Source organism: Salegentibacter sediminis (assembly GCF_002078605.1).
In the GTDB taxonomy this organism is placed as follows: Bacteria; Bacteroidota; Bacteroidia; order Flavobacteriales; family Flavobacteriaceae; genus Salegentibacter; species Salegentibacter sediminis.
In genome coordinates, this window is sequence record NZ_MSJR01000012.1 from 62,623 (window position 1) to 77,989 (window position 15,367).

A 15,367-nucleotide genomic window follows, 5' to 3' on the forward strand; every position below is an offset into this window, starting at 1 on the left:
ATGAAAAGAAGAAATTTTATTCAGCAAACCACAGCCGCAACTGCTTTTATTAGTCTCGGCGGACTTTCATCCCTCGCCATGGCCCCGGCCTACAAAAAGCACATTACTATTTTGCACACCAACGATGTACACAGCCACATAGACCCTTTTGGTCCCGATGATGCCCGTAACCCGAATATGGGTGGGGTGGCAAGGAGAGCTACTTTAATTGAAAAGATCAGGAAAGAAAATCCTAACACCTTATTATTAGATGCCGGCGATATCTTTCAGGGCACCCCATATTTTAATTTTTACGGAGGCGAACTGGAGTTTAAGCTCATGAGCAAGATGAAATATGATGCCTCCACGATTGGAAACCACGATTTTGACAACGGAATAGAAGGGCTCTATGCTCAACTGCCACACGCAGAATTCGATTTTATCTCTTCCAACTACGATTTTAGTAACACTATAATGGACGGACATACTCAGCCTTTTAAAGTTTTCAAAAAAAATGGAGTTAAGATCGGTATCTTTGGATTAGGTGTGGAACTGGATGGGCTGGTGACAAAAAAACTTTATAAGGAAACCCAATATCTCGATCCTGTAGAAATTGCGCAGGATATGAGCCGGAAACTCAAAAAAGAACAAAAGTGCGACCTGGTGATTTGTCTTTCGCATTTGGGTTACGAATATCAGCACGACAAAGTTTCAGATATTAAGCTGGCTCGAGCAACAGAAAACATAGATCTAATTATAGGCGGGCACACCCATACTTTTTTAGAAAAACCTACTGTAGAAACCAACCGGGCTGGTAAAAAAGTACTGGTGAACCAGGTAGGTTGCTACGGCCTGTACCTGGGAAGGATAGACTTTTTCCTGGATAGCAAAAATAATATTGAAGCAAACGGAGTTAAGATTGCTGTTTAATAACCAGTTTTTTTGCTATCCAGATTTATTTTAATTGTAAATATCACTTAGGCTAACATTTCCAGGAATTCAACTTCAGAAATAATGTTGGTACCAAGTTTTTCAGCTTTAGCAAGTTTGCTGGGACCCATATTTTCTCCGGCAACCAGGTAATCTGTTTTTCCTGAAATAGAACCCGACACCTTCCCTCCGTTCTCTTCTATCATTTTCTTGAGCTCATTACGGGAGACTTTTTCAAAAACCCCGGAAATAACAAAGGTATTTCCCGCCAGTTTATCGGTATGATTGGCGAGTACCTCAGCATCTATCTCCAGCTGAACCCCGTATTCCTTTAAACGTTGAACTATTTCCCTGTTCTCTTCTGAAGCAAAGAATTCCCTTACACTACGGGCAATGCTCTCTCCAATCTCATCTATAGCGACCAGATCCTCTTCAGAAGCGCTCATTAATGCATCGATGCTCTTATAATGTTTGGCGAGCTTTTTAGCCACTGTCTCCCCAACATACCTAATCCCGAGGGCGAACAGGGTTCTTTCAAAAGGAATTTCTTTTGACTTTTCAATGCCGTTAATCAGGTTTTCAGCTGATTTTTCGGCCATGCGTTCAAGGGGTAAAACATCCTCTTTTTTCAGGGTATACAAATCGGCGTAGTTTTCTATGAGATTTGCATTAACAAGCAAAGCCACGGTTTCTCCCCCCAGGCCTTCAATATCCATGGCTTTACGGGAAATATAATGCTGAATGCGCCCTATGATTTGTGGTGGACAGCCGTTATAATTAGGGCAGTAATGCTGGGCTTCTCCTTCTTTTCTTATCAGTTTGGTTCCACATTCAGGACAGTTTTCAGCATATTGGGTTTCGGGAGTACTTGGATCACGTTTGGTAAAATCAACCCCCACAATCTTGGGAATAATCTCTCCTCCTTTTTCTACAAAAACCGTATCCCCTTCCCTGATGTCCAGCTTGGCGATCTGATCGGCATTATGCAGAGATGCCCGCTTTACAATAGTTCCTGCAAGTTTTACCGGTTCCAGGTTTGCTACGGGAGTGATCGCTCCGGTTCGGCCCACCTGGTAAGTTATCTTTTTAAGCTTTGTAGCTTCCTGCTCTGCCTTAAATTTATACGCAATTGCCCAACGTGGCGATTTTGCGGTATAGCCGAGTTCCTCCTGCTGGTGCAAATCGTTGACTTTCACCACTACCCCATCGGTTTCATAAGGCAGGTCGTGCCGATGGATATCCCAGTAATTAATATACTCCAGCACCTCGTCAATATTATTTTTCAATTCAGCTTCCCCTGGTACTTTGAAACCCCAGCTTCTCGCCTTATCCAGGGTCTCAAAATGAGTTTTGGCTGGGATTTTATCAGCAATTATAGAATAAAGCAAGCAATCCAATGGCCTTCTGGCCACCTCGGCACTGTCCTGTAACTTCAGGCTTCCTGAAGCTGTATTTCTGGGGTTAGCATAAGGTTCTTCCCCGGCTTCTACCCGTTCAGCATTCATTTTGGCAAAACCTTCATAAGGCAGGATGATCTCTCCACGAATATCAAAACTTTCGGGATAATCTCCCTTCAACTTAAGAGGAACAGACCTGATGGTCCTTATATTATTACTTACATCGTCTCCCTGAAAACCATCTCCGCGGGTAACAGCCCGTTTTAATTTTCCTTTCTCGTAAGAGAGGCTTATGGAAGCCCCATCATATTTTAACTCGCATACATATTGCAGTTTCCCATCTACCAGCTTCTTAACGCGCTTTTCCCAATCCTGGAGCTCCTCTTTAGAATAGGAATTGGATAAAGAATACATACGGTACCGGTGTACCACTGTTGCGAAGCTTTTGGTCACCGCACCACCTACACGCCGGGTTGGGGAATTGGGATCATCAAATTCTGGATTTTGCTCTTCAAGTTCCTGCAATTCCTTAAGCTTCATATCAAAGTCATAATCGCTTATTTCAGGCTTATCCAGCACATAATAGAGGTAATTATGATGAGTTAATTCTTCACGTAAGTGCCTGATCTTTTCTTCAGTGGTCATATAATGTCTTCAAATATTTTTATTCTGAAAGCGTCTTCAGGTGATCGTTTTCAAAAATTAGTTGGTGTTCCTTTTCCCTATAACGGAAATCCACACGGAATTCAGCAGCATAAATCTTATCATCGGCCGGGAACCAGTCTTTTTTATTTCGGTTTATAGTGATCAACAAGCCTTCATCATCTCCAATAGCACAGAATTTTTCAAAATCGCCATCGTATTTCTCCAGGCCAAAATGTGCATTTAAAAAATTAAACTTATCCCGTACCTGAGTGGTGCCAATTCCAATCTCTGCTATGCCCAGGATACTTTTTTCTGAAAACAAAGCAGATTTAGGCTTGCTGAAATCTCCGCGGGAGATAAATTCCAGAATATTTTTATCGGCATCATAGAAATATAAGGATTTTGCATTCCAGGCACTAAAATCTATAATTTCCTCCCTGTTATTTTTTATCACCGGCACACGTTCCTTCACCCATTCAAGCGCCTCGCCTTCCTGATTATCGGGAATATGAAATGCAATATGATAAGGTTTAGCATCCTGTTGGTATTGAAATTCCAGCAGGCTATACCCAACTTGCACTTCAAAATTTTCTTCGGAATTCTGTTTCACCTTCAAACCCAGGGTGTCGCGATAAAAGTGCAATTGCTCCCTGAAATTTGAAGTATATAACTGAAGTCTGCAGATTTTCATTTTTACAATTTTGGTTAATCAGGTCTGCTCCTTATTCATCCATTTAGGAACGGGCAGCGGCTTAAAATTATACATTTTCTCCAAAAGTTCTTCGATATCCTCAGCGATGAGTAACATATCGAAGTTCTCTTTCTTAAGCAATTCCTTGCGAACCATAGTTTTTAACATCGCTATTAATTCGTCATAAAAACCATTGATATTCAGCAAGCCTATCGGGTTGGCATGTAGCCCGAGTTGTCCCCAGGTTATGATCTCGAATAATTCTTCAAAAGTTCCGAAGCCACCGGGCAAAGCTATAAAACCATCACTAAGCTCGTGCATTTTAAGTTTGCGTTCGTGCATATCGCGGGTGGTAATAAGTTCACTTAGACCGGGATGCACCACCTCTTTTGTTTTGAGAAAATTGGGAATTACCCCTATTACTTCCCCCCCATTATCAAGGCTTCCGGCGGCCAGCCTTCCCATAAGGCCAAGCTTACTCCCCCCAAAAATCAGGTTTATATTTCTCTGGGCGAGAATTTTACCTAAGCGATAAGACTCCTCTGAAATTAGAGTATCATTACCCTCACTGCTAGCGCAAAACACGGCAATACTTTTAAGGGTATTTTCTTTCTGTGTTTGTTCCAAATCAACATTTTTTTTAGGTTTATTTTACCCCTTTCAACATTCTGAAATTTCCGTAAATATCCTTCCGGAGTTCGGTTTTAAAGCCATAATCCTGTAATAATTTTTCCGTTTCCAGCCCCAGGTACTGGTTAATTTCGAAATAAAGTTTACCACCAGGCTTCAGGGCTTTTTGGGCCAGCCCGGCAATTTTTCGGTAAAAAACAAGAGGATCATCATCTTTTACATATAAAGCAGTCTCAGGCTCATATTCCAGTACATTTGGATGCATTTGAGCCTTTTCTAATTCCCGAACATAGGGTGGATTAGAGACGATAAGGTTAAAATCCTGCTCTAGTTTTTCCAACTCCAGCACATTGCTTTCGGCAAAATTAATAACCACTTTATTATTAATGGCATTCAACTTAGCGGTTTCCAGAGCCTTTGCTGAAATATCTATCGCCGAAATTTCTGCATCAGGAAGGTTTTTTGCCAGGCTAATCGCGATACAGCCACTTCCGGTGCCTATATCCAATATTTTTATTTGTTTGGGTTCTGCCTGGAGATCATCCAGTATCCATTGTACCAATTCTTCGGTTTCGGGACGTGGCACCAACACATCCTTACTCACCTGAAATATCAAATCAAAAAATTCGGTTTCACCAATGATATGTTGAATAGGTTCGTGTTTTAAAAGTCGTTCCCTGGCACTGTTAAATTTAGCAATATCTGAGTCGCTTACTTCCTTATCCCGTAGCAGAGCTACCTGTAATCTACTCATTTTAAGGTAAGCTTCAGTTAGCAAGCCAAAAAATGAATTTGCCTCCTCACAAGGATATTCTTTGGTCAGCTCAGCGAGAAACGATCTTTTTAATTCAGATATGGTCAAATTTCTGATTTTTGTTCTTAAGGATATATTTACTAAACACCATTACACGTCTCTTATCATCCACATCGTACAATTATAATGGCCGGTGTTTCCCATAGGGGCTTCCAGAGATTTGAATCCACTTTTCCCGTAGAGTTTCCGCGCGTTTTCCATATACGGAAGGGTTTCAATATAGCACTTTTCAAAGGCCTGGGAACCGGCATATTTAAGGCAGGTATCCATCATTTGTACGCCCAGGCCTTTACCCCTCGCCGCGGGCAAAAAATACATCTTCTGCAGTTCACAAACTTTCTCCTCCAATCCCGCTAATGGAGCAATTCCTGCACCTCCTATGACTTTTCCTTCACTTTCGAGAACAAAATAATTCATTCGCGGGTGCTGAAAAGTACCATACATATCATCAAGGGCTTTGTCTTCGTATGCAGTACCAACTTTTGGCACACCCATTTCCACCAGGACGCTGCGAATCACTCCGGCAACCTGCTCATTATCTTCGGGTTTAATTTCCCTTATTTTAAAACTACTCATTCTTGTTATAAATCCTATTTTTGTGGGGTGAATATACACGAAAAATACATAAAAAGATGCATTCAACTGGCCCAAAACGGGCTGGGAACTACCTACCCCAATCCCATGGTAGGAAGTGTAATTGTATACAAAAATAAGATTATTGGTGAGGGCTGGCATCGTATTGCAGGAGAACCCCACGCCGAAGTTAACGCCATTAATTCGGTTGAAGACCAGTCGGCATTAAAGAATTCCACGATTTATGTTAGTCTTGAGCCTTGCAGTCATTATGGAAAAACCCCTCCCTGCAGCGATCTTATCATAGCCAAAGGCATAAAAAAAGTAGTGATAGGCAGTGTTGATCCCTTCGCAGAAGTTGCAGGCAGAGGAATTAAGAAATTGCTAGATGCCGGCTGCGAAGTACAGGTGGGAATTTTAGAAAAAGAGTGTCAATGGCTTAACCGGCGTTTTTTCACATTTCATCAAAAAAAACGACCTTATATAATTTTAAAATGGGCACAAAGTCAGGATGCCTTTATCGCTCCTGAAAAACAAGAGAAACGCGAACCGGTTTGGATCACCAATCAACATTCCAATCAACTTGTGCATAAGTGGCGAAGTGAAGAACAAGGTATTATGGTAGGGACTCAAACCGCGGTGGCTGACAATCCAAAACTAAGCACCCGACTCTGGGACGGCCCTGATCCCGTTAGGGTCGTGTTGGATCGAAACCATAGGATCCCAAAGGATTCTGCCTTGTTCGATGGCAGTGTAAAAACACTTGTCTTTACCGAAAAACCTAAAGAAGTAGTTGTCACGGGAAAAAATTTAATTTTTGAGAAAATAGATTTTAAAAGCAAACTTCCGCAGCAGATCTGCGAGGTTTTATACCGGCACGAACTGCAATCGGTGATCATTGAGGGAGGAGCCAAAACGCTTCAGACTTTTATAGATGACGATCTTTGGGATGAAGCGAGGATATTCACCGGAAAAGTTCAACTGAGAAATGGCGTAAAAGCTCCTGTTTTTTCAGGAAAGATTATTTCAGAAAAAAATATTAAAGACGACAACCTGAAAGTATATATCAATGATTAAAGCTATAATCTTCGATTTTGGAGATGTCTTCATCAACCTCGATAAACCGGCAACGCTTCGGGAGATGCGAAAACACCGCATTGAGGATCTTACTAAGGAGATCCTGAAACTCAACAGGGAATATGAAAAGGGTTTAATAAGCTCAGAAAAATTAATAAATTCCTATCAGGTTGAATTCGAGCAGCTGGAAAGGGAAATCTTCGTGAATTCCTGGAATGCAATTTTGATAGATTTTCCAGAATACCGCTACCAGTTCCTGAAAAAACTTTCAGAAGAAAGGGATTTTGAGCTCATTCTATTAAGCAATACCAACGAGCTCCACATAGAATGGGTGAAGAAAAATGTGCCTTTCTATGAAGATTTCAAGGCCTGTTTCGATGCGTTTTATCTTTCTCACGAGATCAACTATAGAAAACCTGATGCCGAGATTTACGAGTTCGTCTTGAATAAACACGAACTTCGACCGGAGGAATGTCTTTTTATAGACGACACCACCGAAAATACCGAGGCTGCTGCTGCACTTGGCATTCATACCTGGAATATCGAACCTACCCGGGAAGATGTTATAGACCTTTTCACCGCTAAAAAGGAACTGTTTTGATCTACCTGCTGCTAAGCATTCTCTCTTCCACCATAATTTTTGTGGTCTTTAAACTTTATCAAAAATATGAGGTAAACACCCTGCAGGCCATAATTGTAAATTATTTTATCGCCTGTACGGTAGGTTTTGTCGGCTATATTGAAAGCACTCAAGACCTGATAAGAATTCCTTCGGAAACCTGGTTCCCGGGGTCCCTTTTTCTTGGTGGCCTGTTCATAGGTGTATTTTATCTTGCAGCCATTACCACCCAACGCAGTGGAATGGCGGTAGTATCGATCGCTTCAAAAATGTCGGTAGCGCTTCCTGTTTTCTTCGGAATTTTTATTTACAATGAAACCACCGGTTTCCTGAAACTTTTAGGAATTGTGCTTACCCTGGCCGCAGTTTATCTAAGTTCGATAAAGAAAAAAGAGGGCTTGAAGATCAAGAAAAAAAATCTGATTTTTCCCTTCCTGGTATTTTTGGGGAGCGGGATTATTGATACCAGCCTTAATTTCCTGGAAAATTTCTATGTTTCTGAAACAGATGTAGGATTGTTTTCTACCAGTATATTTGCCGTAGCCGGGCTTATTGGAACCCTTATCATTATTATACAGGGAATTTCAGGAAAATTAAAGCTCAGCTGGAAAAGCCTGGCGGGCGGAATCGCTTTAGGAATCCCTAATTATTTTTCGATCTATTTTCTTGTGATGGCGCTTCGGAGCCCACAATTTGAAAATTCGGTGCTTTTCACCATGAATCACGTTGGCATTGTCCTGGCTTCTACTTTAATTGGAATCATCTTCTTCAAGGAAGTACTTTTAAGAAAAAACTGGATCGGGCTTGTTTTAGCGATAATTAGTATTTTATTAGTGGCAAACTCCCAATAAATGAAGGATACCTACAAAACCATAACCAAGGCCTCCCCACAAGTTCTTTTTAAGGACAGGAATTCTAAGTTTTTTGGCTATGCTTTCCCGGTTAAAACCGAAGAGGAAATCAACTTTCACCTGGAAGAATTAAAAAACAAGCACCATAAAGCGCGACACTGGTGTTATGCCTGGCAGCTAGGAAAAGAGGAAATTCAGTACCGGGCCAATGATGACGGGGAGCCTTCAAACTCGGCAGGAATGCCTATCTACGGGCAGATCCAGTCTTTTGAGGTCACCAATATTCTAATTGTAGTGGTGCGTTATTTTGGCGGAGTAAAACTTGGGGTTGGTGGTTTGATAAACGCCTACAAAACTTCGGCTCAAATGGCTTTAGAAGAATCGAAGATTGTAACGAGAACAATAGACGAGGTGTTTGAAATAAAATTTGATTATCCCGAAATGAATACCGTGATGCGCATCATCAAGGAAAATGACCTGAACGTGATCGAACAGAAATTGGAATTGGATTGTAAGATTAGGATTTCTGTAAGAAAAAAGGAGGCAGAAAGTATTTTTCAGAAATTCGACACCACCTATAAAGTTGCAATAAAAAAGCTGGAGAATTAATTCTTTAATTTGTCAAGTATATATTCTGGACACCTAACAGGCCGCCTGGATTTTGAATCCATAAATACCAACACTGTTGAAGCCTGAGTAAGTAAATCGCCCGCTTCATTGTGCACTTCATACTCAAACTCAATTTTAACATTTGGTTGACTTTTCAGGCGGGTGGTAATTCTTAGCTCGTCCCCAAAAAAGGCAGGTTTAATAAACCTGAAATGCATCTCGTAGACCGGCAACATCATCCCATTTTCTTCCATAGTTTTGTAAGAAATCCCGAGTTGCTCCAACCACTCGATGCGAGCAATCTCAAGGTATTGCGGGTAATTCCCGTGATGCACCACTCCCATCTGATCGGTCTCGGCATATCTTACTTTAACAAAATTTGTATGGCTTTTCATAAAGATTTAATAGGTTAATCGGGTGAGGTTTTGTACTTTCATAAGCGGATTTAAGTATGCATAAAATTTTCTTAAAATTCAACCCCTAAATGGTTTTTTTTTTACATTTTTTGTTCACATATTTGTTCCACCAAGATCGGAAGCTTTAACACTTTTGATCGCCATTGTAACTATCTACTAACCCATAAATAACGTACAACAAAGCATGTCGAAAACTGCGCAATCAGTTTGGAATAGCTGTCTGGCTTTTATACAAGATAACATCACACCTCAGGCCTATAAGACATGGTTTGAGCCTATACAAGCCGTAAAACTTACCGATTGTGCGTTGAGCATACAGGTGCCTTCCAAATTTTTTTATGAGTGGCTTGAAGAGCACTATGTAAAGCTTCTTAAAGTATCGCTTACCCGGGAATTAGGAGAAAAAGCAAAACTGGTATATGTAATTAAGATGGAGAATACCTATGGTAATAAGCTCCCTTTTACAGAGAAAATTCCAAGCACGCAAAGATCTAATATGGCATCTCAGGAAGTAGATGTTCCCATTAAGAATAAAAATCCCGAATTAAAGAACCCATTTGTTATTCCTGGAATAAGAAATGTAAAGATCGAATCTCAGTTAAACCCGAGCTATAATTTCGAGAATTTTCTGGAAGGTGATTCCAACAGGTTGGCAAGATCTGCCGGGATGGCCGTAGCCAATAAACCAGGAGGAACATCCTTTAATCCATTGCTTGTTTTTGGCGGGGTTGGCCTGGGAAAAACCCATTTGGGGCATGCGATAGGAGTTCAGATAAAAGATAAATATCCTGAAAAAACCGTCCTTTATATTTCTGCGGAAAAATTCACTCAGCAGTATATCGAATCGGTTAAAAAGAATAACAGAAACGATTTTATCCATTTTTATCAAATAATTGATGTTTTAATTGTAGATGACATTCAACTGCTTTCCGGAAAGGCGGGGACCCAGGATGTTTTCTTCCATATTTTCAATCACCTGCACCAAAATGGAAAACAGGTAATTCTAACTAGCGATAAAGCTCCTGTAGATATGCAGGATATTGAACAAAGATTACTTTCAAGGTTCAAATGGGGGCTTTCAGCAGAATTACAGCATCCAGATTTTGAAACCCGCGTTTCTATAATAAAAAACAAGCTCTATCGCGACGGGGTAGAAATGCCCGAAGATATCGTGGAGTTTCTGGCTAATAATATTAAGACAAACATCAGGGAACTGGAAGGAGCTATAATTTCGCTTATCGCCCACTCCTCTTTCAATAAAAAAGATATCACACTGGAGCTCGCCAAAAAGATTGTAGACAATTACGTTAAAAACACCAAACGCGAAGTTTCTATAGATTATATCCAGAAAGTGGTGAGCGATTATTTCCAGATGGATGTACAAACCCTTCAGTCTAAAACAAGGAAACGCCATATAGTCCAGGCGAGACAACTCGCAATGTTCTTTGCCAAGAAATACACCAAAGCTTCGTTGGCGAGTATAGGTTCTCAAATAGGAAAACGTGACCATGCCACGGTTTTGCACGCCTGTAAGACTGTAGATAATCTGGCTACGACCGACAAACAATTTAAAAAATTTGTTGAAGACCTCAGCAAAAAGCTTACAGTATAAAAAACTCTTCTTATGAAAACCAGGGTATTAATGGTGTGCCTCGGCAATATCTGCAGATCACCCCTTGCCGAAGGTATTCTGAAATCTAAAGTTGACCGGGATAAAGTTCATGTGGATTCTGCCGGCACCGGCGATTATCATATCGATGAAATGCCCGATAAAAGATCGATTTCTGTAGCCAGAAAATACGATCTTGACATCACCGACCAGCGCGGGAGACAATTTAGTGTTTCTGATTTTGACAATTTCGATCATATTTATGTGATGGACAATTCTAATTATGAAAATGTGATCTCTCTGGCCCGTCATGAAGAGGACAAACAAAAGGTAAAACTCATTTTGAACGAGATTTTCCCTGGAGAAAATGTAGATGTACCCGATCCATATTTCGGTGGTGATCATGGATTTGAGAATGTTTACCAGATGCTCGAGGAAGCCTGTGAGAATATATCGCGCAAACTTCACGAGGAAAAAATTTAATGGCTGAAAATTTATTTAAATATTCTGGCCGGCTATTTTTAATTCCAACTACCCTGGGAAACGAAAACCCACTGGATGTACTTCCAGAAAAAGTAAAGAATGTTTTAGAAGGTTTAAATGACCTCATCGTTGAAAACGAAAAGACAGCCAGAAGACATATCAAGCAACTGCTGCCGCAGAAAAGCCAACAGGCCTTACATCTACACAGCCTTAATAAATTCACAGAAGCAACTGAAATACCAACATTCCTCGATGCCTGTAAAGAAGGCCGGGATATGGGCCTGATGAGTGAGGCCGGATGTCCGGGAGTTGCAGACCCCGGCGCAGAAATAGTAAAAATAGCTCATCGCGAAGGAATTCAGGTTATACCGCTTGTGGGTCCTTCCTCAATTCTCCTGGCGATGATGGCCAGTGGCATGAATGGGCAAAGTTTCAGTTTTCACGGCTACCTCCCAATAGATAAAAAGGAACGTAAACAGGAGATTAAATTTCTGGAACGGCTTTCGGCAGAAAAAGATCAGGCGCAAATTTTTATTGAAACCCCTTACCGCAACAACAAAATGCTGGAAGACCTGGTTCAAAACCTGCATCCGGCTACCAGAATTTGTGTGGCCTGTGATCTTACCTTAGCTTCAGAATTTGTGATAACCAAATCTGCTTCGGACTGGAAGAAAACAAAAACAGACCTTCATAAAAGGCCTGCTATTTTTATTATTCAGAAAGAATTTTAAGTCCGCGTAGGTTGAATTACGGCTTTAGCCCTGCGTTCCGGCCGAACGAAAGAAGTATCATATCCCCCAAAACGTTTCATATAATTCCTTATACTCGTTCCAAAGGCATCACTAAAAGCATGCGCTCCCCAGCTTCTAAGATATTTTTTAACACTACCCGGGCCTGCAAGGTGAGCCGCGGCCAATATCCCGGACTCTGTCACTTTCACTCCATTAATCACTTTACCTTCGAAACGGGCTATATCTCTAATTAGTATCCATTTATTACGGGAAGCATTTGCGTAAAAAGCAGCTTCCTGCAACTCGGGAGACTCAATAAATTCGGTTGGATTATAGATCCCTATGAGTTCCAGGGTTCCTTTGCCAAATTGATATTTCCCCATATACCCGTATTCATTCACCACACCGTATCTACCACCGGACTCTTTGAAGCCTACCGCTTCTTTAAATCCAAGGTAAGATTTGCCAAGTATAGGCAGTTTTGTATGTACTTCAGGGATTTTGGTTTCGGGTTCCTCAAATGACACAGTATAATCCAGATCCAGATCTGAGGTGGAGAACATCTCCAGGTTTGCAGCTTTTTTTGTTGAAAAGCTAAAAAACATACTGCCTGCTAAAACAGGCAAGATTGAAAATTTTGCAATTTTCCTTCTCATTACATTTGGTTTCTGAAGGGATGTGGGTTATGCTTATTTTAAGACATAAACCCCCTTCAAATTCGCCGGGCAAATGTACAACAATTTTTAATAATTTGATACACAGCCTGTTAATCAATTCACAAAAGATTGTCATTGGTTAACAAGACTATAAGAACCTTGCTACCAGGAAGTTATTAAAACCTTAATAAGAATTAAATTTGGAGATCTTTAACGCTTAATGCCCTGTTTATTTATCCAGCGCACATATTCCTGCTTATTTCGGTTATGTTGGGCGAGAGTTTTCGCAAATTTATGATAGCCCATATTCTGAACATCGGCTACGAAAAAGAAGTAATCATGGTCCTCATAATTCAACACCGCGTCGATAGAGGAAATATCAGGCATAGCTATTGGGCCGGGAGGTAATTCTTTATATAAATAGGTGTTATAAGGGGAATCCAAAGTAAGGTCTTTATATAAAACCCGTTTTATAATAGTATCGAAATTTTGATTTTCATGTTTAATGGCATAGATCACTGTGGGATCGGCATCCAATTTCCAGCCATTTTTGTATCGGTTCATATAAACTCCGGCAACTTTGGGACGTTCATCTACTTTAGCTGTTTCCTTCTGAACAATTGACGCGATTACAGTCACCTCATTAGGGGAAAGTCCTATGGCTTCAGCTTTTTCTTTTCGTTCCAAAGTCCAGAATCTATCGTATTCACGCTTCATGCGACTCCGGAATTCTTCAGCAGAAGTATTCCAGAAAAATTCATACTTATTGGGAATATACATCGCCAATGCCTGGGCTTCGGTGAAATTATTTTCTTTTAGAAAAGCTTCCTCCTTAAAGGCCGCAACCAAACTGGCCGAATCTGCCTCGAGCTGGGTAGAAATTCTTCCAGCCAGGTTTTCTAAACGCTCCTGATTATTAAAGCTTACGTTTATTGGAGTATTGCGGGAGCGCAGGGTATTAACCAGCTCGTTATTATTCATGTTTTTATCCAGCACATAGCGTCCGGCCCTGATATTGTTAGGATAGTCCTTTTTCCTGGCCACGGCATCAAAAGACTGCATATTTTTGATCAATGGTTTCACACTATCTATTACAGTTTGATAACTGGCACCGGTTGGAATATAAACTACCGCCTGTTTATCAGAAAAATCGGTATTAGAAGAGAAAATGCTGGTATAGATATAATAGCTAAATCCGGCCAAAGCTATAACTCCAAGTATAGCTATAGCAACGAGTATTTTTTTAATGTACATTATTTATTTATGAGTTGATAAAGAGCTTCATCTTTGTATTGGTTTTCAACTAAAATCCAGTCTTTTTTAACACCAACACAGGTAAACCCGAGACTTTCGAATAATTTTACACTGGCTTCATTTCCGGTAGTTACGCTGGCATATACCTGATGTAACGCGAGGTGTTTGAAACTATAATCACAGATAAGGGAAATACTTTCGGCTCCATAGCCTTTCTTGCGATCTGCAGGATCTGCAATAAGAATCCCTATGGCAGCCCTTTTGTTCTTAGGATCCAGATCAAAAAGATCAATTAGACCTACCGCTTTATGACTATAGTTACAAATAACGAGCCTAAGTTGTTTCACTTCATAGATATCGCGATGGGCATTCTCCAGGTATTTTTTTATCATATACTTTGAATACGGAGACTGTGTGGCGCTTACCTCCCAGAAATCTTCGTTATTTTCGACTTCGTGAACAAAATCAAGATCTTCCGGCTCCAGAGCGCGAAGATATATTTTCTTTCCTTTTAGAGTTTGCATACTATTTCTCCTTTAAAAACCTGAGTAGCCGGCCCTGTTAACCATACTTCACTATAAGCCTCTCCATCCTTTTTAAAGCTCACGCTCAGGTCTCCTCCCCGAGTATGGAGCGTAACATCTTTTCCCAAAGTCCGCTTAGAAGCATTCGCAGCAATAGCTACCGCTGTAACCCCGGTCCCGCAGGATAGGGTTTCATCTTCCACCCCGCGCTCGTAGGTACGAACCTTAAATGCGTTGGGGCCAAGCTGCTCCACAAAATTTACATTTGTTCCTTTCTCCCTGTACTTTTGGTTGTAACGTATGGCCGCACCCTGTGTTTTAACATCCAAGGAATCTATTGCCCCGGTAAATTGAATGTAATGGGGAGATCCGGTATCCAGGAACAAGGCATCACCTTCCTGCTGTATTGCTTTTACATCCTGCATTTGCAAACTCACCAGCCCGTTGCTAAGGCTGGCTTTATGTGGTCCATCAATAGCAGTAAATCTTGCTTCATCTTTAATAATTCCAAGGTAATTGGCAAATGCTACAAGACAACGCCCTCCATTACCGCACATACTACTTTGGTTGCCGTCGGCGTTGTAATAAACCATTTTAAAATCATCATTTTCCTTTTCCGGGTTTTCGAGTAACATCAAACCGTCTGCACCAATCCCAAATTTGCGGTCACATAAGAAATTTACCAATTTGGTATTGTTTTTGGGGAAAATTTGGGTACGGTTATCGATAATGACAAAATCATTACCGGTACCTTGATATTTAAAGAAATTAAGTGTCATTTGTAGCAACTAAAAGGATGCAAATATACAATAAAACAGCGGATTTACTCCTTGTTAAATGGCCGTTAAAAGCCATTGATTCAAAACTAAAATAATTAAT

The 15,367-nt window shown here is 40.7% G+C and carries 18 protein-coding genes; 8 read left to right on the forward strand and 10 right to left on the reverse strand.

Translation table 11 applies throughout. The annotated features are described in order from the left end of the window. On the forward strand, positions 1 to 909 hold the full coding sequence (locus BUW93_RS14085; RefSeq protein WP_081212379.1) for a bifunctional metallophosphatase/5'-nucleotidase: 909 nt from the start codon (positions 1 to 3) through the stop codon (positions 907 to 909). Between the two features lie 47 nt (positions 910 to 956). On the opposite strand, the gene ligA is transcribed toward BUW93_RS14085, so the two are convergent. Genes ligA through BUW93_RS14110 form a run of 5 tightly spaced genes read right to left on the reverse strand, consistent with a single transcriptional unit; the run spans position 957 to position 5,662 of the window. Continuing rightward, positions 957 to 2,951, reverse strand: a complete 1,995-nt coding sequence (gene ligA, locus BUW93_RS14090) for an NAD-dependent DNA ligase LigA (RefSeq protein WP_081212380.1) — start codon at positions 2,949 to 2,951, stop codon at positions 957 to 959. A gap of 19 nt (positions 2,952 to 2,970) precedes the next feature. After that, positions 2,971 to 3,642, reverse strand: coding sequence for a VOC family protein (locus BUW93_RS14095; protein ID WP_081212381.1), 672 nt, complete (start codon positions 3,640 to 3,642; stop codon positions 2,971 to 2,973). An 18-nt stretch (positions 3,643 to 3,660) separates the two neighbouring features. Continuing rightward, positions 3,661 to 4,269: an LOG family protein gene (locus tag BUW93_RS14100; protein WP_081212382.1), complete on the reverse strand. Its 609-nt coding sequence runs from the start codon at positions 4,267 to 4,269 to the stop codon at positions 3,661 to 3,663. A gap of 19 nt (positions 4,270 to 4,288) precedes the next feature. Next, the gene (gene prmC, locus BUW93_RS14105; protein WP_081212383.1) at positions 4,289 to 5,134 is read right to left on the reverse strand and encodes a peptide chain release factor N(5)-glutamine methyltransferase; all 846 of its coding nucleotides are present in this window, start codon (positions 5,132 to 5,134) and stop codon (positions 4,289 to 4,291) included. Positions 5,135 to 5,176: 42 nt separating this feature from the next. Then, complete coding sequence (locus tag BUW93_RS14110) at positions 5,177 to 5,662, reverse strand: GNAT family N-acetyltransferase (protein WP_081212384.1); 486 nt, start codon at positions 5,660 to 5,662, stop codon at positions 5,177 to 5,179. 27 nt (positions 5,663 to 5,689) lie between these two features. Between BUW93_RS14110 and ribD the strand changes: the two genes are divergently transcribed. From ribD to BUW93_RS14130, 4 genes are read left to right on the forward strand one after another with little or no spacing between them, the layout of a single operon-like run. Beyond that, the gene (gene ribD, locus BUW93_RS14115; RefSeq protein WP_081212385.1) at positions 5,690 to 6,736 is read left to right on the forward strand and encodes a bifunctional diaminohydroxyphosphoribosylaminopyrimidine deaminase/5-amino-6-(5-phosphoribosylamino)uracil reductase RibD; all 1,047 of its coding nucleotides are present in this window, start codon (positions 5,690 to 5,692) and stop codon (positions 6,734 to 6,736) included. Next, a complete protein-coding gene (locus tag BUW93_RS14120; protein WP_081212386.1) occupies positions 6,729 to 7,337 on the forward strand; it encodes an HAD family hydrolase in 609 nt (202 codons plus the stop codon). Before ribD ends, BUW93_RS14120 begins: the two co-directional genes overlap by 8 nt. Beyond that, positions 7,334 to 8,206 carry an EamA family transporter gene (locus tag BUW93_RS14125; protein ID WP_081212387.1) on the forward strand — a complete coding sequence of 291 codons (873 nt, stop codon included), beginning with the start codon at positions 7,334 to 7,336 and terminating at the stop codon, positions 8,204 to 8,206. The genes BUW93_RS14120 and BUW93_RS14125 overlap by 4 nt, the downstream gene beginning before the upstream one ends. Next, positions 8,207 to 8,815, forward strand: a complete 609-nt coding sequence (locus BUW93_RS14130; protein ID WP_081212388.1) for an IMPACT family protein — start codon at positions 8,207 to 8,209, stop codon at positions 8,813 to 8,815. Here the strand turns inward: BUW93_RS14130 and BUW93_RS14135 are convergent. Beyond that, entirely contained in the window at positions 8,812 to 9,210 is a 399-nt protein-coding gene (locus BUW93_RS14135) for an acyl-CoA thioesterase (RefSeq protein WP_081212389.1), read from the reverse strand. The genes BUW93_RS14130 and BUW93_RS14135 overlap by 4 nt on opposite strands. Positions 9,211 to 9,415: 205 nt before the next feature. Between BUW93_RS14135 and dnaA the strand changes: the two genes are divergently transcribed. The 3 genes from dnaA to BUW93_RS14150 are packed head-to-tail and all read left to right on the forward strand — an operon-like array spanning position 9,416 to position 12,054. Then, complete coding sequence (gene dnaA / locus BUW93_RS14140; protein WP_081212390.1) at positions 9,416 to 10,843, forward strand: chromosomal replication initiator protein DnaA; 1,428 nt, start codon at positions 9,416 to 9,418, stop codon at positions 10,841 to 10,843. Between the two features lie 12 nt (positions 10,844 to 10,855). Next, the gene (locus tag BUW93_RS14145) at positions 10,856 to 11,323 is read left to right on the forward strand and encodes a low molecular weight protein-tyrosine-phosphatase (protein WP_081212391.1); all 468 of its coding nucleotides are present in this window, start codon (positions 10,856 to 10,858) and stop codon (positions 11,321 to 11,323) included. Beyond that, positions 11,323 to 12,054 carry an SAM-dependent methyltransferase gene (locus BUW93_RS14150; RefSeq protein WP_081212392.1) on the forward strand — a complete coding sequence of 244 codons (732 nt, stop codon included), beginning with the start codon at positions 11,323 to 11,325 and terminating at the stop codon, positions 12,052 to 12,054. The genes BUW93_RS14145 and BUW93_RS14150 overlap by 1 nt, the downstream gene beginning before the upstream one ends. On the opposite strand, the gene BUW93_RS14155 is transcribed toward BUW93_RS14150, so the two are convergent. The 4 genes from BUW93_RS14155 to dapF all read right to left on the reverse strand — a co-directional run bounded on the left by BUW93_RS14155 (position 12,051) and on the right by dapF (position 15,267). Further along, positions 12,051 to 12,710, reverse strand: coding sequence for a peptidoglycan-binding protein LysM (locus BUW93_RS14155; RefSeq protein WP_081212393.1), 660 nt, complete (start codon positions 12,708 to 12,710; stop codon positions 12,051 to 12,053). The genes BUW93_RS14150 and BUW93_RS14155 overlap by 4 nt on opposite strands. Positions 12,711 to 12,920: 210 nt before the next feature. Then, a complete protein-coding gene (mltG, locus tag BUW93_RS14160; RefSeq protein WP_081212394.1) occupies positions 12,921 to 13,964 on the reverse strand; it encodes an endolytic transglycosylase MltG in 1,044 nt (347 codons plus the stop codon). After that, entirely contained in the window at positions 13,964 to 14,488 is a 525-nt protein-coding gene (locus tag BUW93_RS14165) for a GNAT family N-acetyltransferase (RefSeq protein ID WP_081212395.1), read from the reverse strand. The genes mltG and BUW93_RS14165 overlap by 1 nt, the downstream gene beginning before the upstream one ends. Continuing rightward, on the reverse strand, positions 14,476 to 15,267 hold the full coding sequence (dapF, locus tag BUW93_RS14170) for a diaminopimelate epimerase (RefSeq protein ID WP_081212396.1): 792 nt from the start codon (positions 15,265 to 15,267) through the stop codon (positions 14,476 to 14,478). Before dapF ends, BUW93_RS14165 begins: the two co-directional genes overlap by 13 nt. Between the last annotated feature and the right edge of the window lie 100 nt (positions 15,268 to 15,367).